Genomic DNA, 20,103 nt, shown 5'->3' on the forward strand with positions numbered 1-20,103 from the left:
ATGGTACTGCAGGGGGGACCCTGTGGGAGAGTAGGACGCCGCCGAACAAATATTGCGAAAGGCCCACACCTTATGGTGTGGGCCTTTCTGCGTTTAGGGGTTCTCCCCTTTCTAGGGCCTGGATTCCGGAGAATTGAGGAATCAGAGGCGCCCTGCTGCCTTCAGCGCCAGATAGGCGTCGGCCAGGGCCGGCGCCAGGTTGTCCGGGGTCGCGTCGACGACTGTGACGCCGTGGCGGCGGAGTTGTTCTGCGGTGCGGTGGCGGTCTGCTTGGGCCTGGGCGGCTGCTGCGGCCTCGTAGACGGCTTCCGTGGTGCCTCGGGAGTCGGCCATGCGGGCGATGTGCGGATCGGCGACCGAGGCCACCAGGACCGAATGGCGTTGGGTGAGGCGGGACAGGACGGGGAGAAGGCCCTGTTCGACGGGCGCCGCGTCCAGGGTGGTGAGGAGGACGATCAGGGCGCGACGGGGGGCCGTACGGAGAGCGGTGGCTGTGAGGCCACGGGCGTCCGTCTCGACGAGTTCCGGTTCGAGAGGGGCCATGGCGTTGACCAGGGATGGGAGGACGTCGCCCGCTGTGCGGCCCTGGACGAGAGCTCGTACGCGGCGGTCGTAGGCCAGGAGATCCACGCGGTCGCCGGCGCGGGAGGCGAGGGCGGCCAGGAGGAGGGCAGCGTCCATGGAGGCGTCGAGACGGGGTGCGTCGCCCACACGGCCCGCAGAGGTTCGGCCGGTGTCCAGGACCAGGAGGATGTGGCGGTCGCGTTCGGGACGCCAGGTGCGTACGGCCAGCGAGGACTGGCGGGCCGTGGCGCGCCAGTCGATGGAGCGGGTGTCGTCGCCGGGGATGTACTCGCGGAGACTGTCGAACTCCGTGCCCTCGCCTCGGGTCAGGACGCTGGTGCGGCCGTCGAGTTCGCGCAGGCGGGCCAGCTTGGACGGCAGGTGCTTGCGGCTGGTGAACGGGGGGAGCACACGTACGGTCCAGGGGACTTTGTGGCTGCTCTGGCGGGCGAAGAGGCCTAGGGGGCCGTACGAGCGGATCGTGACCCTGTCGGCCTGTCGGTCGCCTCTGCGGGTGGGGCGCAAGTGGGTGGTGACGCGGCGGCGCTCGCCCGGGGGGATCGTGAGGCGGTGGCGGGAGGCGGCCACTTCGGAACCGGGCAGCCAGCTGCTGGGCGGCCAGGCGTCGCGGAGGTGGGCGCGCAGGGGGCGTTTGGAGGGGTTGGTGACCGTGAGAGTGACGTCCGCGGTTTCGCCCAGGCGCGCGGAGGTGTCGCCGGAGCGAATGAAGCCCAGGCGGCGCACTGGCGCGGCGAGGGCGTAGTCGCAGGCGCACGCCAGGGCCAGGGGGGTGTTCACGGCGAGGATGCCCGTCCAGCTGGGCTCCCAGACGCCGACGGGGAGGGTGCCGAGGGCCGCGAGGAGTGCGGCGCGTCCGGTGGGGGCCATCAGCGGGGGACGGGGACGTGGGCGAGGATCGCGTTGATGACCGAGTCGGCTGTCACGCCTTCCATCTCGGCCTCCGGGCGGAGCTGGACGCGGTGGCGGAGTGCCGGGAGCGCGAGCGCCTTGACGTCGTCGGGGATGACGTAGTCGCGGCCCGTCAGCCAGGCCCAGGCGCGGGAAGCCGCGAGGAGGGCCGTGGCGCCTCGGGGGGAGACGCCGAGGGCGAGGGACGGGGACTCGCGGGTGGTGCGGCAGATGTCCACCACGTAGGCGGTGATCTCGGGGGAGACCGTCGTCTTGGCCACGGCGGCGCGGGCGGCTTCGAGGTCGGCAGCGTTAGCGACGGGGCGTACGCCGGCGGCGCCCAGGTCGCGCGGGTTGAAACCCTCGGCGTGGCGGGTGAGGACGTTGATCTCGTCTTCGCGGGACGGGAGCGGGATCGTCAGTTTGAGGAGGAAGCGGTCCAGTTGGGCTTCGGGTAGGGGGTACGTGCCCTCGTACTCGACCGGGTTCTGGGTCGCTGCGACCAGGAACGGGTCGGGGAGCAGGCGTGGAGTGCCGTCGACCGTGACCTGGCCTTCCTCCATGGCCTCCAGCAGGGAGGACTGGGTCTTCGGCGGGGTGCGGTTGATCTCGTCGGCGAGGAGCAGGTTGGTGAAGACCGGGCCGGGCTGGAAGGAGAACTCGGCGGTGCGGGTGTCGTAGACGAGCGAGCCGGTGACGTCGCTCGGCATGAGGTCCGGGGTGAACTGGACACGCTTGGTGTCGAGTTCGAGCGCGGATGCGAGGGCGCGGACGAGCAACGTTTTGGCTACTCCAGGGACTCCTTCCAATAGGACGTGTCCGCGGCAGAGGAGGGCGACGACGAGGCCGGTCACGGCGGGGTCCTGGCCGACCACGGCTTTGGCGATCTCGGCGCGCAGGGCCTCCAGGGAGGCTCGGGCGGCGCCCGGATCCCCGGCGGTCCCGGCGTTGTCAGTGGTCGGGTCCATCATGAACGGCGTACCTCTCTTTCGAGGGCGTCGAGTTGGTCGGTGAGGGCGATGAGGGCCGTGTCGTCGCTGGGCGGCGGGCCGAAGAGGAGGGCGTGCAGGGGCTGTCCGTCGCCGTGGAGGTGGGCGGACAAGGCGGGGAGCAGGGCCTCGGGCGTGTGCGCCCGGGAGACGGGGACACCTACGAGGGGGGCGAGACGCGTGCGGGTGGTGGAGCGAAGAGCGGCGGCCGCGCGGTCGCGGGCGTTGGCCTTGCGGTAGAGGCGGGCGCGGCCTTCGACGGTTTCGGAGGCGCGGATCGCGACGGGGAGTTTCTCGGGCACCAGGGGGCCGAGTCGGCGTGCCCGCCAGAGTGCGGCCAGGGCGCCGGCGACGAAGAGTTGCAGGGTGCCCCAGAACCAGCCCGAGGGGAGCAGGTCGAAGAAGCTGCGGTTGCCGGAGTCGGGGGCCGAGTCGTCGGAGAGCGAGGGGAGGTACCAGACCACATGAGGGCGCGAGCCGAGGAGTTGGAGGGCGAGGGAGGCGTTGCCCTGCTCGTCGAGGCTGCTGTTGAGGAGGATGTCGGGGGCGCCGAGGACGATGGCGTCACCGCCCCCTTCGGCTGCCGGGACGCGCACCAGGGTGGGCAGGCCGTTCTCGGGGTAGCAGGTGTCGGCCGTGCCGGCGATGACGTGGTAGCGGACCCCGCCGGTGTCGGCGCCGCCCGCGCGGCGGGCAGCGGGCAGCTCGCAGCGGGGCGTGAGCGTGGAGTCCAGGCTGAGGGCGGCGTCGGCGGTGACTCCGGGGGCGAGGGTGCTCACGGACGGGGAGCCGGGGGCGACGAGGACCGTGCGGCCGCCGGAGGCCTCGGTCGCCGCGCGGAGGCGGCTCTGCTGGGAGTCGGTCAGCAGGTCCGGGACGGCGACCAGGAGGGTGGTGTCCGGGCCGGCCGCGGCGCTCGCCTCGTCGAGGGTGGTGACCAGCCGGGTGGACACGCCCCGGTCGTCGAGGAGTTCGGCGACGGCGCGGCTGCCGTCGGTGTCGGCGGAGCGCGGATCCAGGCGGCCGTGTTCGGCGCCGGAGCGGATCACGGCGATCACGACTGCCGCCGCCAGGAGTATCAGAGTTGCGAGCACGACACCGCGCGCGCGGGTCCACACCTGGCGGGCCGTGGGCGAGACCGACGTGGACGGGAGCGTGGCCTCGGTGGTCATTCGGCGGCTCCCGGGCGGGTGCTCAGGGCCGTGCTCGCGGTGCCGGCGGCGTTGCTCGCCAGTGCGGGCTTGGTGCGCTCCAGGTCGGTGTCGAGGGCGGCGAGCCGGCGGTACGTTCCTTCGGCCGCGGATCGGCCGCCGTATGTGACGTCGTCGAAGTCCCGGGCGGCGGTGTGCAGTCGGTCTGCGTGGGTGGGAAGTACCAAGCCTGCTCCGGAGGCCGCCTCGTCGGCGGTGCGGCCGGGGCGTACGTCGAGCAGGGCGCGTTCCTCCAAGGAGCGGACAACGGCACGCATGCGTTCCTGGACGGCCTGGTTCCATTGGCCCTGGGCGGCCTGTGCCTCGGCGGCGGCGCGGTGTTCGGCGGCGCTGCGGGGTCGGTCGTCGAAGAGCACGGTGGACGAGACGGGGGCGCGGCGCGGGGCCCCGAGACGCCACCACAGCGCTCCCAGGAGGGCCAGTACGGCCAGGACGATGACGACGAGGCCGAGCATGCCGCCCGGGGTGGCGGCCGAGGCGGCGCCGAACACCTTGTCGAGCCACTCCCAGAAGGCGTCCATGGCTCGCTCGTACCAACTGGGGTCGTTCTCGTGGTACATGCCCTTGGACAGCTCACGCCGGGCCGCCTCCCGCGCGGGGTCGCGCGGGAGGGTGACGGGTGGCTCGTCCGCCGAGCGCCACGACATCGGTACGGCTGTCAGCGGTCCCCCCGACAGTCTCACCCCATCAGCTCCCCGGGGTGGCGCCGGGGGCGTCGCCGTAGCCCTGAAGACCGGCGGCGCGGCCCAGTTCGAGGTCGAGGGCCTCGCGGCGGATGCGCTGGTCGATGTAGAGGAGCACGGTGACGCCCGCGCTGATCGGGAAGGTGAGCGTGGACCCGATCACCGCGCCGACGCCGCTGATGACGAGGTAGGTCCAGCCGAGGGCGGTGCCCCCGGTGGCGAGGAGGCCGGAGATGCCGTCCCCGTCCAGGGCCGCGCCCGCGAAGGAGAAGGGGATCACGACGATCGACGCGACGACGTAGGCGATGATCGCGGCGAGCAGTTGGATGCCGAGGACCCGCCACCAGGAGCCGCGTACGAGCTTGACGGAGCGGCCCAGCGACTTCCGAACGCCTTGCTTCTCCAGCATCAGGGCGGGCGAGGCGAGCGAGAAGCGGATCATCAGCCACACGGTGAGGACGAAGGCGCCGAGGCCGCCGAAGAGGGCGAGGAGTACGCCTCCACCGGCGGAGCCGCCGGCGGCGAGGAGGATGCCGGGCACGATACCCACGGCCATGATCAGGACGGCGATCAGGAGCAGCAGGACGGTCAGCCCGCCCAGCCTGAGGAGTTGCGGGCGGGCGTCCCGCCAGGCCTCGGCGGTGGTCACCGACTTGCCGAGGACGGCGCGGCTGGTCACGGTCGTGAGCAGGGCCGTCGCGATGATGGTGCCCAGCAGGGAGATCACCATGACGACGGAGGTGCTCACCAGGGTGTCGCCCAGGGCGCGGCCCAGCTCGCCGGGGGTGGCGGTCGGGTCGTTGAGGGCGTCCGAGCTCGCGGTGTCGTCGAGGACGAGGCCCTGGAGCAGGATGACCCCGACCTGGGTGATGACCGCGACGGCCAGGGAGATGCCGAGGACCGTGCGCCAGTGCGTGCGCATGGTGGAGACCGCGCCGTCGAGGATCTCGCCGATGCCGAGCGGGCGCAGCGGGATCACACCGGGCTTGGCCGCGGGCGGGGGGCCGCCCCAGCCGCCGCCCCAGCCGGGAGCGCCGTAGCCGGGGTGGCCGCCGGGGGCTCCGTGGCCACCGGGCGGGCCGTAGCCGCCGGGGCCGGGGTGCTGGGGGCCGGGGTGGCCGCCCCAGCCCGGGACGGGCGGTGGTGGTGGCGGCGGGGTCTGGCCGGGGGCCTGCGGGGTCGGAGCGGACCACTGGGCGGGCGGTGGCTGCGCCTTGGACCAGTTGGACGGCGGCTGTGCCTGGTCCGCGCCGGTCCGGGGCGTCGGCTGTGCCTGGTCCGCGCCGGTCCGGTCCGTCGGCTGCACTTGGTCGGCGCCGGTCTGGTCCGCCGACTGCGCGGAGCTCTGCTGGTCCGGCTCCTGGCCGCCCGAGGGGGCGGATCCGGGCGAGGCCCAGCCCGGAGTGTCCTTCATCGTCGCTCCTTCACGGTGCTCGTCCGCGGTCGCGGCGGCAGGTTGGCGCCCATCGTGCCACGCGGTGTCCGGGAAGTGACCGGGGGCCGTATGTGCTGCGCACCTTCAATTGTCCGACGGATACGGGGCAGACTGACCGCATGGCTGATCAGTACGCGCAATTCGGCGACGACATCCGGCCGACCGGGATATCCGCGATCCGTTGGGACGAGCCACCCGAAGGCCCCGTCCTGGTCCTTCTCGACCAGACGAGGCTGCCCGCCGAGGAGGTTGAGCTGGTGTGCACGGACGCGCCCGCGCTGGTGGAGGCGATCCGTTCGCTCGCCGTGCGCGGGGCGCCGCTGCTGGGGATCGCCGGGGCTTACGGCGTCGCGCTCGCCGCCGCGCGCGGGTTCGACGTGGAGGAGGCCGCCGGGGCGCTCGAGGGTGCCCGGCCCACCGCGGTGAACCTCGCGGTCGGTGTGCGCCGGGCGCGGGCCGCGCACCGGGCCGAGTTCGGCCGGACGGGCGATCAGAAGCAGGCCGCCGAGGCGGCGCTCGTCGCGGCGCGGGCGCTGCACCGGGAGGACGCCGAGGCCAGTTCCCGCATGGCCGTGCACGGGCTGGCGCTGCTCGACGAGCTGCTGCCGGGCGGCGGGCACCGGGTTCTCACGCACTGCAACACCGGGTCGCTCGTGTCGGGGGGTGAGGGCACGGCGTTCGCAGTGGCGCTCGCCGCGCACCGGGCGGGGCGGCTGCGTCGGCTGTGGGTGGACGAGACGCGGCCGTTGCTGCAGGGTGCCCGGCTGACCGCTTATGAGGCGGCGCGCAGCGGAATGGCGTACACCTTGCTGACGGACAATGCCGCGGGCTCGTTGTTCGCGGCCGGGGAGGTGGACGCGGTGCTGGTGGGGGCCGACCGGATCGCCGCCGACGGTTCGGTGGCGAACAAGGTGGGGACTTACCCGCTCGCCGTCCTTGCCCGGTATCACCATGTGCCGTTCATCGTGGTGGCGCCGGTGACGACGGTGGATCCGGACACCCCGGACGGGGCGTCCATCGAGGTAGAACAGCGCGCGGGTCATGAGGTGACCGAGATCACGTCACCTCAGGTGCCGGTGGTGGGAGCAGAGGCGGGAGGCGGGATCGCGGTGGCACCCCTGGGGACCCAGGCGTACAACCCGGCGTTCGATGTGACGCCGCCCGAGTTGGTGACGGCGATCGTCACCGAGGAGGGGGCTGTGTCGCCCGTGACCGCTGATGCGCTTGCCGAGCTGTGTGACAGGTCACGCCAGGTAACGATTTAGTTAATGGGATGATGGCATTCATGAAGGGACGAGTCCTTGTCGTCGACGACGACACCGCACTGGCCGAGATGCTCGGCATTGTGTTGCGTGGTGAAGGTTTTGAGCCGTCTTTCGTAGCCGACGGCGACAGGGCGCTGGCCGCGTTCCGTGAGGCCAAGCCGGATCTGGTGCTGCTGGATCTGATGCTGCCGGGCCGGGACGGGATCGAGGTGTGCCGCCTGATCAGGGCGGAGTCCGGGGTGCCGATCGTGATGCTCACGGCCAAGAGCGACACCGTCGATGTGGTGGTCGGCCTGGAGTCGGGCGCGGACGACTACATCGTGAAGCCGTTCAAGCCGAAGGAGCTGGTGGCCCGGATCCGGGCGCGGCTGCGGCGGTCGGAGGAGCCGGCGCCGGAGCAGCTCGCCATAGGTGACCTGGTCATCGATGTGGCCGGGCACTCCGTGAAGCGTGAAGGGCAGTCGATCGCGCTGACGCCGCTGGAGTTCGATCTACTGGTCGCGCTGGCGCGGAAGCCGTGGCAGGTGTTCACTCGGGAGGTCCTGCTGGAGCAGGTCTGGGGGTACCGCCACGCTGCGGACACCCGTCTGGTGAACGTTCATGTGCAGCGGCTGCGTTCCAAGGTCGAGAAGGACCCGGAGCGGCCGGAGATCGTGGTGACCGTCCGTGGTGTCGGATACAAGGCAGGACCCAGCTGACATGTCCGGTGACAGTGCCGCTTCGGCGCCCGGCCAGCCGGGGACCCGCGCGGAGCGGCCTGTCGGCCGGAAACCGTCGGGTTCCCGCTGGGGGCGGTTCCTCGAGGGCGGGTTGCTGCAGGGCGGAGTCCAGGGCAGCCCGGTCCTGAGGCTGTTCATGCGCTGGGTGCGTCGCCCGTTGCTGCCCGTGATGCGGTTGTGGCGGCGCAACATCCAGCTCAGGATCGTCGTGACGACCCTGCTGATGTCGCTCAGCGTTGTGCTGCTGCTGGGCTTCGTCGTCATCGGGCAGGTCCGTAACGGACTGCTGGACGCCAAGGTCAAGGCCTCGCAGAGCCAGGCCACCGGCGGTTTCACGGTCGCCGAGCAGAAGGCGGACAGTGAGGCGAGCGCGGCCGGGAACGACACCGCGGAGCCGGACGGCGACCGGGTGCAGAACGTCGTCGAGTGGATGACCAACCTCGTGAGTTCGCTGTCCAGCGGCGGCCAGGGCGCGTTCGACGTCGTGACGCTCAGCCCCGCCTCCGCCGACGGCGACACCGGGGGCCTGGGACCGCGTGCCTCCGGAGGCGTGAAATGGGACCTCAGCGTGCCCGTGGGGCTGCGTGAGCAGGTCGACGACGGCACCGGTGCCGTCCAGAGCTACACGCGGATCTACTACGACAACGGCCAGGAGTCCCAGCCGGGGCTGATCATCGGCAAGCAGGTCAGCGACCCCAACAGCAACTCGTACCAGCTGTACTACCTCTTCCCGCTCACCCAGGAGGAGAAGTCACTGAGCCTGGTCAAGGGGACGCTGGCGACGGCCGGGCTGTTCGTCGTCGTGCTGCTCGGGGCCATCGCCTGGCTCGTGGTGCGCCAGGTCGTCACGCCCGTGCGGATGGCGGCCGGGATCGCCGAGCGGCTGTCCGCCGGACGCCTGCAGGAACGGATGAAGGTCAGCGGCGAGGACGACATCGCACGACTCGGCGAGGCCTTCAACAAGATGGCGCAGAACCTACAGCTGAAGATCCAGCAGCTGGAGGACCTGTCGCGGATGCAGCGGCGGTTCGTCTCCGACGTGTCGCACGAGCTGCGTACACCGCTGACGACCGTGCGGATGGCGGCGGACGTCATCCACGACGCGCGCGTGGACTTCGACCCGATCACCGCGCGGTCCGCCGAGCTGCTCGCCGACCAGCTGGACCGGTTCGAGTCGCTGCTCGCGGACCTGCTGGAAATCAGTCGGTTCGACGCGGGCGCGGCGGCCCTGGAGGCCGAGCCGATAGACCTGCGCGAGGTCGTGCGGAAGGTCGTCAGCGGGGCCGAGCCGCTCGCCGAGCGCAAGGGGACGCGGATACGGGTCCTGGGGGACCAGCAGCCCGTCGTGGCCGAGGCCGACGCCCGACGGGTGGAGCGGGTGCTGCGCAACCTCGTGGTCAACGCCGTGGAGCACGGCGAGGGCAAGGACGTCGTGGTCAAGCTGGCGGCGGCGGGTGGCGCGGTCGCGGTCGCGGTGCGGGACTACGGGGTGGGGCTCAAGCCGGGCGAGGCGACCAGGGTGTTCAGCCGTTTCTGGCGGGCCGACCCGGCACGCGCGCGTACCACCGGCGGTACGGGGCTGGGGCTGTCCATCGCCCTGGAGGACGCCCGGCTGCACGGAGGCTGGCTGCAGGCGTGGGGTGAGCCGGGCGGCGGTTCGCAGTTCCGGCTCACCCTGCCGAGGACGGCCGACGAGCCGCTGCGGGGGTCTCCGATACCGCTGGAACCGAAGGACTCCAAGCGCCATCGTGGCCTCAACGACGCCGGTCTGCCGCTCGGTGGCAGCGGCAAGCTCGCCACGGTGCCGGTCCAGGCCGGTGAGCACGGGGCCGCGAGGGCGGCCATAGGGCCCCGGCCGGGCGCCGGACAGGCTCCCACGGCCGATCCGACGGCGCTGCCGGGCAACGGCGCGCGCGTGGTGCCCCGGCCCGGCATGCCGTCCGCGACACCGTCCCCGGTATCACCCGCGCGGCGGCCCGACGAGGGTGCGGGACGGGCCGAGGAGAGGCCGGCGGAGAGCGATGCGGAGCGGCAGCACGAGCAGGGGGAGGCATTCCGTGGGCGCTGACCGCGCGAAACGCGGCCGCAGGCGTCCGGTGCGGGCGACGTCGCGCATCGGGTATGTCGGCATCAGTGCCGTACTGCTGGCGGGGTGCGCCTCGATGCCGGACAGCGGGGACATGCGTGATGTCGAGTCCACGCCGAGGCAGGATGCTCAGGTGCGGGTCTTCGCGCTGCCGCCCGCGGAGGACGCCGAGCCGCGGGAGATCGTGCAGGGTTTCCTCGAGGCCCTGACCAGCGATGATCTGGACTACGAGACGGCCCGCAAATACCTGACCGGCGACGCGCTCAAGAACTGGGCGCCGGGCGAGTCGACCACGGTCCTCGACGAGGCACCGATCCCTTACACCCAGGTCACGGGGGACCGGCCGGAGGCCGACGAGTACCGGTACGAGCTGTCCGGCGAGAAGGTCGCTCTGGTGGACGGGCAGCACGCGTACAAGCCCGCCGGCGGCCAGTACCGCCGGACCGTGCACCTCACGCGCGTGAAGGACACCAAGCAGTGGCGCATCGACGAGCTGCCGCCGGGCGTGGTGCTCGGCAGGTCGGACTTCGAGCGCAACTACAAGTCCATCAACAAGTACTACTTCACCTCCGCCGCGCAGTCCGGGGAGCCGGGGACGGTCGCCGACCCGGTCTATGTGCGCAGCCAGGTCGACCCGGTGACCCAGGTGGTCCGGGATCTGCTGAAGGGCCCCACGAGATGGCTCAACCCGGTCGCGAGGACGAGTTTCCCCTCCGGTACGGCCTTGAAGAAGGGCACCCGGGCGCTGACGCCCGACGATCAGAACAGGCTGGTCGTGCCGCTGAACAAGAAGGCCGACCGCGTCTCGGCCAGCCGATGCAAGGAGATGGCCGCCCAACTCCTCTTCACGCTTCAGGACTACATGCCCACGGGTGTGGACGACGTGGAGCTGCAGGGGTCGACCGGCGCGCAGCTGTGCGTGGTCGGTGAGAGCGAGGCCGACATCATCGCCTCGCACGGCTTCGGCAAGAGCGCGGCGTACGAGTACCTCATCGACGGCGACCACAAGCTCGTACGGCTGTCCGAGCAGGACCCGGTGACCACGCCGACGGCCGTTCCCGGCGCGCTCGGTGAGGGCGAGAAGCCGTTGCGGTCCGCCGCCGTGTCGCGTGGTGAGGACCGGGCGGCCGGTGTGTCGGCCGACGGGAGCGAGCTGTACGTGTCGCCGCTGACGGCGGGTGGCACGCTCGGCGATCCGGTGCTGCGCAGCACCGGTGCCACCGCGAAGGACCGGCTGACGACGCCCAGTTGGGACGGGCGGGGCGACCTGTGGGTGGCCGACCGTGACCCCAAGAAGCCCCGGCTGCTGGTCCTGGCGGACGGCATGGGCGAGCCGCTGGAGGTCAGGACGCCCAACCTCGACGGACGCATCGAGGCGGTGCGTGTGGCCGCCGACGGGGTGCGGGTCGCGCTGATCCTGGAGAACGAGGGCAAGCGGGCGCTGTACATCGGGCGCATCGAGCGGGACGCCGACGCGGAGAGCACCACCGTCTCGATCGTCGAACTGCGGTCCGTGACACCGGATCTGGAGGACGTCACCGCCATGTCGTGGGCGGGCGACAGTCAACTCGTGGTCGTGGGGCGCGAACCCCGCGGTGTGCAGCAGATGCGGTACGTCCGGGTCGACGGCTCCCCGACGCCGGACTCCGGGCCCTCCGCGCTCACCGGCGTGGAGGAGGTCGCCGCGTCCGAGGACGAGAGCCAGCCGCTGGTCGCGCATTCGGCCGACGGGATCGTCCGGCTGTCCCCGGGGGCGCAGTGGCAGACGGTGGTCAAGGAAGGGTCGGCGCCGGTCTATCCGGGGTGAGGGCCGTGGCTGGCGGTGCGTCCGGTGAGGCTGTCCGGTGAGGCTGGGGGCTCTGCGGGGGTGACCCGTCGGCAGGCCGCCGTGTTCGTCGGATGCCGACAGGGCGGGCGGGCTGCGCAGGGGTGCCCCCGGCGGTCGCTGTGTCCGCGGATGCCGGGGAGCGGGGTCGGTGGTTCGGGTGTCGCCCCGGCCGTCCACCGGCGGCTTGTCCGGAGGGTGTGGCCAAGTCCGGCCCTCGCCGCCGAGCGGAGCTTGTGCGCCGTGGGCCCTGGTGCCCCCCAGCCCCGGCGGCGGGCGGGCCAGTCGAAGGGCAGAACGTCGAGGTCGAGTGTGCCGTTCGGTCTTTTTATGGTGACAGTCGGTCTTTTTCGGGCACCCATCGTTCGTATGGATGACAACCCCTCTGCGGTTTCGGTGAGTTGTCCACAGGCGGTTGTCCACAGGGGTGGCAGGGCTTCGCATGCGTTGGCACAGTGGTGGGCATGCGGGGGTGGTGGCAGGACCTCACGGACCTGGTGCTGCCGGCCGAGTGCGGAGGCTGCGGGAGGCCTCGCGCGGTGCTCTGCCCGGAGTGCCGCGCGGCTCTGACCGGGGCCGCACCGTGCCGGGTGCGACCGGTGCCGGAGCCGTCGGGGTTGCCCGTGGTGCACGCTGCGGCTCCGTACGAGGACGCGGCGCGGGCCACGCTGATCGCGCACAAGGAACGGGGTGCGCTGGCGCTCGCCGGACCGCTCGGCACGGCCTTGGCAGGGGCCGTACGGGCGGGTGGTGACGGGCCGGTGCTGATGGTCCCGGTGCCGTCCGCGCGGCGGGCGGTGCGGGCGCGGGGGCACGACCCGGCACGGCGGATCGCGCTCGCGGCCGCCGGGGTGCTGCGACGCACCGGGACGCCGGCCCGGGTGGCCGGGGTGCTGCGGCAGCGGCGTGCCGTGGCCGACCAGTCGGGGCTGGACTCCCGGCAGCGGCTGGACAACCTCGCGGGTGCCCTGGAGGTGGCCGCCGGGGGTGCCCGGCTGCTGGGCGGCGGCGTGGTCGTGCTCGTGGACGACCTGATGACGACCGGTGCCTCGCTCGCGGAGGCGGCCCGGGCGGTGCGGGCGGCCAGGGACGGGTGGGCGGCCGGGTCGAGGGACTTCGACGCGGAACGAAAGGCAAAGGAGTCGGCGCGAACACAAGGGGTAACGGGAATGGCGGGCGCGGACGGCGCCGGAGACGGGATCCGCGCGGCGGTGGTCGCCGCGCCGCTCGACTCTTTCCAAATAAACCGGAACTGACAGAGAACTTGCATCGTTGCAGGTAATGAGAGGGTCAATTCACCTGAACGGAGGTACGCCTCGGTAGAGGGTGACGACATCCGTCCGGGCGAGATATGTTCGGTTGTGAGGGAATGGCCCCGGCCGTTCACCACATATCCGAATGCTGTGCTGCGGGTTTTCCGAATCACCCTGCGCCGGTGGGGTGGAGATCTTGTCCACGGGGGAGGAGGAGGTGGAAGTCACCGAGTCCGCGGTTCCGGGAGCCACCGGAACCTGGTGCACAAGGGAGATGCTCCGCCAGTGGAGCGGAGCGATCCGGGAACGGAGTTCTGCGTGGACATCGTCGTCAAGGGCCGCAAGACCGAGGTGCCCGAGCGGTTCCGCAAGCACGTGGCCGAGAAGCTGAAGCTGGAGAAGATCCAGAAGCTCGACGGCAAGGTGATCAGCCTCGACGTCGAGGTGTCCAAGGAGCCCAACCCCCGACAGGCCGACCGCAGTGACCGGGTGGAGATCACGCTCCACTCCCGCGGGCCGGTGATCCGGGCGGAGGCAGCGGCAAGCGATCCGTATGCGGCGCTCGACCTGGCGGCGGACAAGCTGGAAGCCCGGCTGCGCAAGCAGCACGACAAGCGTTACACGCGCCGAGGCGCGCGCAGGCTCACGGCCGCGGAGGTCGCCGACCACGTCCCCGGCGTGGCGACCCTCAACGGCAACGGATACGTCGCCGACGAGGAGAAGCCGGACGGCGTGCCCACCAAGAAGATCGGCTCGCTGGAAGTGAAGGGCGAAGGCCCCCTCATCGTCCGCGAGAAGACCCATGTCGCTTCCCCGATGACCCTCGACCAGGCTCTCTACGAGATGGAACTGGTCGGGCACGACTTCTACCTCTTCGTCGACTCCGAGACCAAGGAACCGAGTGTCGTCTACCGGCGGCACGCCTACGACTACGGCGTCATCCACCTCAGCACGGACCCGATGGTCGCCCAGGCGCATTCGGACGCCGCGGGCGGCGCACTCGGCGGCTGACCGCGCCGGTGACAGCTGAGCCGGTGCCCCTGGAGCGCTTGTGCGCCCCCAGGGGCACCGGTGTGCGACCCCTCGGGGCCCGCTCTGTCACCGCAGGGTGGGCCGGGCATGGAATCATGGCCGAACCGGCCCCAACCGGGGGGTCGTTGCCTTGGGTTGGCAATGGCACAGAAACACAGGCCACGGCCTTCAGGGGGAGGAACGATGGCGGACAGCAGTTTCGGACCGATGCGTGACGAGGAGGCCGACGAAGGCTCCGTCGGCATGGGCTCCGCCGCAGGCGCCCCGCGAAAGGAGCCGATCCGGGTCCTTGTCGTGGACGACCATGCGCTTTTCCGCCGCGGTCTGGAGATCGTGCTCGCCGCCGAGGAGGACATTCAGGTCGTCGGCGAGGCCGGTGACGGGGCGGAGGCGGTCGACAAGGCCGCGGATCTGCTGCCCGACATCGTGCTGATGGACGTACGGATGCCCAAGCGCGGCGGTATCGAGGCGTGCACCTCCATCAAGGAGGTGGCCCCCAGCGCAAAGATCATTATGTTGACGATCAGCGACGAGGAGGCCGACCTCTACGACGCGATCAAGGCAGGGGCGACCGGTTATCTCCTCAAGGAGATCTCCACGGACGAGGTGGCCACGGCCATTCGCGCGGTCGCTGACGGCCAGTCGCAGATCAGCCCGTCGATGGCGTCGAAGTTGCTCACCGAGTTCAAGTCCATGATTCAGCGGACCGACGAGCGACGCCTCGTGCCGGCGCCGCGGCTGACGGACCGGGAACTGGAAGTGCTCAAGCTCGTGGCGACCGGAATGAACAACCGGGACATCGCCAAGGAACTGTTCATTTCCGAGAACACCGTGAAGAACCACGTGCGCAACATCCTGGAGAAGCTTCAGCTGCACTCCAGGATGGAGGCCGTGGTGTACGCGATGCGGGAGAAGATCCTCGAGATCCGCTAGGCCGGGTCGACGGCTCCACCGGGTCGCTGGGCCGCCGGGTCACGTCAGGGCGCGTACCAAGGGCTCGCGCAGTTCCGGGGCGTCCACTCGCTCCACGCGTACGTCCGTGCAGTCCACCCAGGTCGCCGCCTCCAGGAGGGCCTGGGCCACTGCGGGGATCGCCTTGGGGCCGTCGAGGGTGACCTGCTTGGCGACCAGGGTGCGGCCGTCTCGCGCGGGGTCGACGCGGCCGACGAGCCGGCCGCCGGACAGGACCGGCATCGCGAAGTAGCCGTGGACGCGCTTCTCTTTGGGGACGTAGGCCTCCAGGCGGTGGGTGAAGCCGAAGATGCGTTCCGTGCGGGCCCGTTCCCAGACCAGGGAGTCGAACGGGGACAGGAGCGTGGTGCGGTGGCGGCCGCGCGGGGGTGTGGCCAGGGCAGCCGGGTCGGCCCAGGCGGGCTTGGCCCAGCCCTCCACCGTCACCGGGACCAGGCCCGAGTCGGCGACCACCGCGTCGAACTGCTCGCCCCTGAGGCGGTGGTAGTCGGCGATGTCCGCGCGGGTGCCGACGCCGAGTGCCTCGCCGGCCAGGCGGACCAGACGGCGCACGCACTCGGTGTTGTCCAGCTCGTCGTGCAGCAGGGTTCCCGGGACGGCGCGCTCGGCGAGGTCGTACACCCGCTTCCAGCCGCGGCGCTCCACGCAGACCACCTCGCCGTACATCAGGGCGCGTTCGACGGCGACCTTCTCCCCGGACCAGTCCCACCATTCGCTGGTGCGTTTCGCGCCGCCCAGCTCCGTGGCCGTGAGGGGGCCCTCGGTGCGGAGCTGTTTGATGACGCGGTCGTAGGCGCCGTCCGGGAGTTGGTGGTTCCAGCCGGGGCGGGCTCGGTAGGCGCGGCGGCGGAAGGCGAAGTGGGGCCATTCCTCGATGGGGAGGATGCAGGCGGCGTGGGACCAGTACTCGAAGGCGTGTGTCTCCGTCCAGTAGGCCTTGTCGACCGTGGTGCGGCCCACGGCGCCGAGGCGGGCGTACGGGATGAGTTCGTGGGAGCGGGCCAGGACCGAGATGGTGTCGAGTTGGACCGCGCCCAGGTGCCGCAGGACGCCGCGGACGCCGGATCTGCGGTCCGGGGCGCCGAGGAAGCCCTGCGCCCGGAGGGCGATTCGGCGGGCCTCGTCTGCCGTGAGTTCTGTGGTGGGGCGCGGGAGGGAGGTCATGCTCCGCAGGGTAGGGGAGGGGACTGACAGGCGGGGCTGAGCTGGGGAAACGAGAGCTTGGGCGGGGGTTCACGGCGCCCGGCGGTGGTGCTGGGCGGGGGTGGGCTGCGCGACTCGGCGCTACGAGGTGCCGCTGCGCCCACCCATGCCGCCCCAGCGGCACGATTGCCCGCAGCCGTTACGAACGTGCCGGCAAGTACGGGGCCGTCGAAGGCAGGCCCAGGTCCGACGGGAGCAAGGACGCTATCCAGCAGTCGCGGCGGACTCCGTTGTTGTTGAGGGCGGATCTGAGGGTGCCTTCGAGGGTGAAGCCGGTGTGTTCGGCTACGGAGCGGGAGGCGGTGTTGCCCACTTCGGCGCGCCATTCGAGGCGGTCGAGGGCGAGGGTCGTGAAGGACCAGTGGGCGGCGGCGCGGGTGGCCTCGGTGATGTAGCCGTTGCGGCGGTGTTCCTTGGTGGCCCAGAAGCCGATCTCGCCGGTGCCGAGGGAGCGCATGGTGATGCCGAGCATGCCCGCCAGCTCCCCGGCGGGGAGGAAGAGGCCGAAGGTGAACATCGAGGCGGTGGCCCAGCCTTCGGGAACGGCCTGCTCGACGAAACCCTCCGCGTGCTCACGCAGGTACGGTGAGGGGATCGTGGTCCAGCGCTGGATGTCCGGATCCTGCGCAGCGGCGTACACCGTGTCGGTGTCGCGCCGGTCCACGGTGCGCAGCAGCAGGCGCTCGGTGGTCAGGGTGACGGGTTCCATCGGGCGATTCTGCTCGGCGGAGCGGAAGGGCGCCATCCCATTTGAGGCTGTCCTGTGGATGGCGGGGGCGGCGGAGTGGCGCGGGGGGCGCGGTGCGTGAGGAGGCGGTCACAATTCGCGCATTTCGTGGACGGAACGCGGCACCATCCGCAACGCCGACCCGTTGTCCTGGTAGCTGTCACTGCCAGACCTCCCGGCACGGCGGGGTCCTCGCTTACGATGGCCGTTGCTCAAGCTGTGATTGAAAACTGCCAACTGTCATTGAAACCGACCGTCCCAGGCCCGACCGGCAAGGAGACAAGCCCCCGTGTCCGTCCTCTCGAAGCTCATGCGTGCAGGCGAAGGCAAAATCCTGCGCAAGCTGCACCGCATCGCGGACCAGGTCAACTCCATCGAAGAGGATTTCGTCGACCTCTCCGACGCCGAGCTGCGGGCCCTCACCGAGGAGTACAAGCAGCGGTACGCCGATGGTGAGACCCTCGACGACCTGCTCCCCGAGGCGTTCGCCACCGTGCGCGAGGGCGCCAAGCGCGCACTCGGCCAGCGCCACTACGACGTGCAGATGATGGGCGGCGCCGCCCTCCACCTCGGCTATGTCGCCGAGATGAAGACCGGTGAGGGCAAGACCCTCGTCGGCACGCTGCCCGCATATCTGAACGCGTTGTCCGGCAAGGGCGTCCACCTGATCACGGTCAACGACTACCTGGCCGAACGCGACTCCGAGATGATGGGCCGCGTCCACAAGTTCCTGGGTCTGAGCGTCGGCTGCATCCTCGCCAACATGACGCCGGCCCAGCGCCGCGAGCAGTACGCGTGCGACATCACTTACGGCACGAACAACGAGTTCGGCTTCGACTACCTCCGCGACAACATGGCGTGGTCCAAGGACGAGCTCGTCCAGCGCGGCCACAACTTCGCGATCGTCGACGAGGTCGACTCCATCCTCGTCGACGAGGCCCGTACGCCGTTGATCATCTCCGGCCCGGCCGACCAGGCCACCAAGTGGTACGGCGACTTCGCCAAGCTGGTCACCCGCCTGAAGAAGGGCGAGCCCGGCCAGCCCCTCAAGGGCATCGAGGAGACCGGCGACTACGAGGTCGACGAGAAGAAGCGTACGGTCGCCATCCACGAGTCCGGCGTGGGCAAGGTCGAGGACTGGCTGGGCATCGACAACCTCTACGAGTCGGTGAACACCCCTCTGGTGGGCTACCTGAACAACGCCATCAAGGCCAAGGAGCTCTTCAAGAAGGACAAGGACTACGTCGTCATGGACGGCGAAGTCATGATCGTCGACGAGCACACCGGCCGTATCCTCGCCGGCCGCCGCTACAACGAGGGCATGCACCAGGCGATCGAGGCGAAGGAAGGGGTGGACATCAAGGACGAGAACCAGACGCTCGCCACGATCACCCTGCAGAACTTCTTCCGCCTCTACAAGCGCCACGACCACAACGGCAAGGAACAGCCCGGCCTCTGCGGCATGACCGGTACGGCGATGACCGAGGCCGCCGAATTCCACCAGATCTACAAGCTCGGCGTCGTCCCGATCCCGACCAACCGGCCGATGGTCCGCAAGGACCAGTCCGACCTGATCTACCGCACCGAGGTCGCGAAGTTCGAGGCGGTCGTCGACGACATCGTCGAGAAGCACGAGAAGGGACAGCCGATCCTCGTCGGTACGACGTCGGTCGAGAAGTCCGAGTACCTGTCCCAGCAGCTGAGCAAGCGCGGTGTCCAGCACGAGGTGCTCAACGCCAAGCAGCACGACCGGGAGGCGACGATCGTCGCCCAGGCCGGCCGCAAGGGAGCAGTGACCGTCGCCACCAACATGGCCGGTCGTGGTACGGACATCAAGCTCGGCGGCAACCCCGACGACCTCGCCGAGGCGGAGCTGCGTCAGCGCGGCCTCGACCCCGAGGAGCACATCGAGGAGTGGGCGCACGCCCTGCCCGAGGCCCTCGTCAAGGCCGAGGAAGCGGTCAAGGCGGAGTTCGAGGAGGTCAAGGACCTCGGCGGGCTCTACGTCCTCGGCACCGAGCGGCACGAGTCCCGCCGTATCGACAACCAGCTGCGTGGACGTTCCGGCCGTCAGGGCGACCCCGGCGAGTCCCGCTTCTATCTGTCGCTGGGTGACGACCTGATGCGCCTGTTCAAGGCCCAGATGGTCGAGCGCGTGATGTCCATGGCGAACGTGCCGGACGACGTGCCGATCGAGAACAAGATGGTCACCCGCGCGATCGCCTCCGCGCAGTCGCAGGTCGAGCAGCAGAACTTCGAGACCCGGAAGAACGTCCTCAAGTACGACGAGGTCCTCAACCGGCAGCGCGAGGTCATCTACGGCGAGCGTCGGCGCGTCCTGGAGGGCGAGGACCTGCAGGAGCAGATCCAGCACTTCATGGACGACACCATCGACGCGTACATCACCGCCGAGACCGCCGAGGGCTTCGCCGAGGAGTGGGACCTGGACCGGCTGTGGGGCGCCTTCAAGCAGCTCTACCCGGTGAAGGTCACCGTCGAGGAGCTGGAGGAGGCCGCCGGGGACCGGGCCGGGCTGACCGCCGAGTTCATCGGCGAGTCCATCAAGGACGACATCACCGAGCAGTACCAGGCGCGTGAGGCGCAGCTCGGCTCCGAGATCATGCGTGAGCTGGAGCGCCGGGTCGTCCTCTCCGTGCTGGACCGCAAGTGGCGTGAGCACCTCTACGAGATGGACTACCTCCAGGAGGGCATCGGCCTGCGCGCGATGGCCCAGAAGGACCCGCTGGTCGAGTACCAGCGCGAGGGCTTCGACATGTTCACCGCCATGATGGAGGGCATCAAGGAGGAATCCGTCGGCTACCTGTTCAACCTGGAGGTCCAGGTCGAGCAGCAGGTCGAGGAGGTCCCGGTCGAGGACACGAAGCCGTCTCTGGACAAGAGCGACGCGGTGCCGGCCCAGGCGGGTGCGTCCCGGCCGGAGATCCGCGCCAAGGGTCTGGAGGCCCCGCAGCGCCGTGACCGCCTCCACTTCTCCGCGCCGACCGTCGACGGCGAGGGCGGCATCGTCGAGGGCGACCTGCCCGAGGACGAACCCGTCCGCTCCGAGGCCGACGGCCTCACCCGCGCGGAGCGCCGCAAGCAGCAGGGGAAGACCAGCCGCCGCCGCAAGAAGTGAGGGTCGCTCCGTGAGGGGCGAGCGAGCACGTCCCGTGAGGGGCGAGCGGTGAGCAGTAGGCCGTGAGGCTTCGAAGGGCCGGGCACCTATGGGG

Annotated in this window: 15 protein-coding genes; 8 read left to right on the forward strand and 7 right to left on the reverse strand. The window is 70.7% G+C overall.

Features of this window, described 5'->3' with window-relative positions; genetic code table 11:
- Positions 1-141: 141 nt before the first annotated feature.
- The 5 genes from ACFU53_RS36690 to ACFU53_RS36710 are packed head-to-tail and all read right to left on the reverse strand — an operon-like array spanning position 142 to position 5,770.
- Positions 142-1,452, reverse strand: a complete 1,311-nt coding sequence (locus ACFU53_RS36690) for a DUF58 domain-containing protein (protein WP_384002652.1) — start codon at positions 1,450-1,452, stop codon at positions 142-144.
- Positions 1,452-2,441 carry an AAA family ATPase gene (locus ACFU53_RS36695; protein ID WP_384002689.1) on the reverse strand — a complete coding sequence of 330 codons (990 nt, stop codon included), beginning with the start codon at positions 2,439-2,441 and terminating at the stop codon, positions 1,452-1,454. Before ACFU53_RS36695 ends, ACFU53_RS36690 begins: the two co-directional genes overlap by 1 nt.
- On the reverse strand, positions 2,441-3,634 hold the full coding sequence (locus tag ACFU53_RS36700) for a DUF4350 domain-containing protein (RefSeq protein ID WP_384002655.1): 1,194 nt from the start codon (positions 3,632-3,634) through the stop codon (positions 2,441-2,443). The genes ACFU53_RS36695 and ACFU53_RS36700 overlap by 1 nt, the downstream gene beginning before the upstream one ends.
- On the reverse strand, positions 3,631-4,320 hold the full coding sequence (locus ACFU53_RS36705; RefSeq protein WP_384002692.1) for a DUF4129 domain-containing protein: 690 nt from the start codon (positions 4,318-4,320) through the stop codon (positions 3,631-3,633). Before ACFU53_RS36705 ends, ACFU53_RS36700 begins: the two co-directional genes overlap by 4 nt.
- Before the next feature lie 40 nt (positions 4,321-4,360).
- Complete coding sequence (locus tag ACFU53_RS36710; protein ID WP_384002658.1) at positions 4,361-5,770, reverse strand: glycerophosphoryl diester phosphodiesterase membrane domain-containing protein; 1,410 nt, start codon at positions 5,768-5,770, stop codon at positions 4,361-4,363.
- A gap of 140 nt (positions 5,771-5,910) precedes the next feature.
- On the opposite strand from ACFU53_RS36710, the gene mtnA reads away from it, so the two are divergent.
- The 7 genes from mtnA (at position 5,911) to ACFU53_RS36745 (ending at position 14,904) form a co-directional block, all read left to right on the forward strand.
- On the forward strand, positions 5,911-7,056 hold the full coding sequence (gene mtnA, locus ACFU53_RS36715; RefSeq protein WP_384002695.1) for an S-methyl-5-thioribose-1-phosphate isomerase: 1,146 nt from the start codon (positions 5,911-5,913) through the stop codon (positions 7,054-7,056).
- Positions 7,057-7,064: 8 nt separating this feature from the next.
- Positions 7,065-7,754, forward strand: coding sequence for a two-component system response regulator MtrA (gene mtrA / locus ACFU53_RS36720; protein ID WP_384002661.1), 690 nt, complete (start codon positions 7,065-7,067; stop codon positions 7,752-7,754).
- Position 7,755: 1 nt separating this feature from the next.
- The gene (gene mtrB / locus ACFU53_RS36725; protein WP_384002664.1) at positions 7,756-9,843 is read left to right on the forward strand and encodes an MtrAB system histidine kinase MtrB; all 2,088 of its coding nucleotides are present in this window, start codon (positions 7,756-7,758) and stop codon (positions 9,841-9,843) included.
- Positions 9,833-11,668: an LpqB family beta-propeller domain-containing protein gene (locus ACFU53_RS36730; RefSeq protein WP_384002668.1), complete on the forward strand. Its 1,836-nt coding sequence runs from the start codon at positions 9,833-9,835 to the stop codon at positions 11,666-11,668. The genes mtrB and ACFU53_RS36730 overlap by 11 nt, the downstream gene beginning before the upstream one ends.
- A gap of 482 nt (positions 11,669-12,150) precedes the next feature.
- Positions 12,151-12,942, forward strand: coding sequence for a ComF family protein (locus tag ACFU53_RS36735; RefSeq protein ID WP_384002670.1), 792 nt, complete (start codon positions 12,151-12,153; stop codon positions 12,940-12,942).
- Between the two features lie 315 nt (positions 12,943-13,257).
- Positions 13,258-13,950, forward strand: a complete 693-nt coding sequence (gene hpf, locus ACFU53_RS36740; RefSeq protein ID WP_384002673.1) for a ribosome hibernation-promoting factor, HPF/YfiA family — start codon at positions 13,258-13,260, stop codon at positions 13,948-13,950.
- A 204-nt stretch (positions 13,951-14,154) separates the two neighbouring features.
- Complete coding sequence (locus ACFU53_RS36745; protein WP_384002676.1) at positions 14,155-14,904, forward strand: response regulator; 750 nt, start codon at positions 14,155-14,157, stop codon at positions 14,902-14,904.
- Positions 14,905-14,943: 39 nt separating this feature from the next.
- Here ACFU53_RS36745 and ACFU53_RS36750 read toward each other — a convergent pair whose 3' ends face one another.
- A complete protein-coding gene (locus tag ACFU53_RS36750; RefSeq protein WP_384002679.1) occupies positions 14,944-16,107 on the reverse strand; it encodes a winged helix-turn-helix domain-containing protein in 1,164 nt (387 codons plus the stop codon).
- 178 nt (positions 16,108-16,285) lie between these two features.
- Entirely contained in the window at positions 16,286-16,855 is a 570-nt protein-coding gene (locus tag ACFU53_RS36755) for a GNAT family N-acetyltransferase (protein WP_384002682.1), read from the reverse strand.
- Positions 16,856-17,162: 307 nt separating this feature from the next.
- Between ACFU53_RS36755 and secA the strand changes: the two genes are divergently transcribed.
- Positions 17,163-20,009 carry a preprotein translocase subunit SecA gene (gene secA / locus ACFU53_RS36760; protein WP_384002686.1) on the forward strand — a complete coding sequence of 949 codons (2,847 nt, stop codon included), beginning with the start codon at positions 17,163-17,165 and terminating at the stop codon, positions 20,007-20,009.
- Positions 20,010-20,103 lie beyond the last annotated feature (94 nt).

Source organism: Streptomyces sp. NPDC057474 (genome assembly GCF_042802555.1).
Classification (GTDB): Bacteria; Actinomycetota; Actinomycetes; order Streptomycetales; family Streptomycetaceae; genus Streptomyces.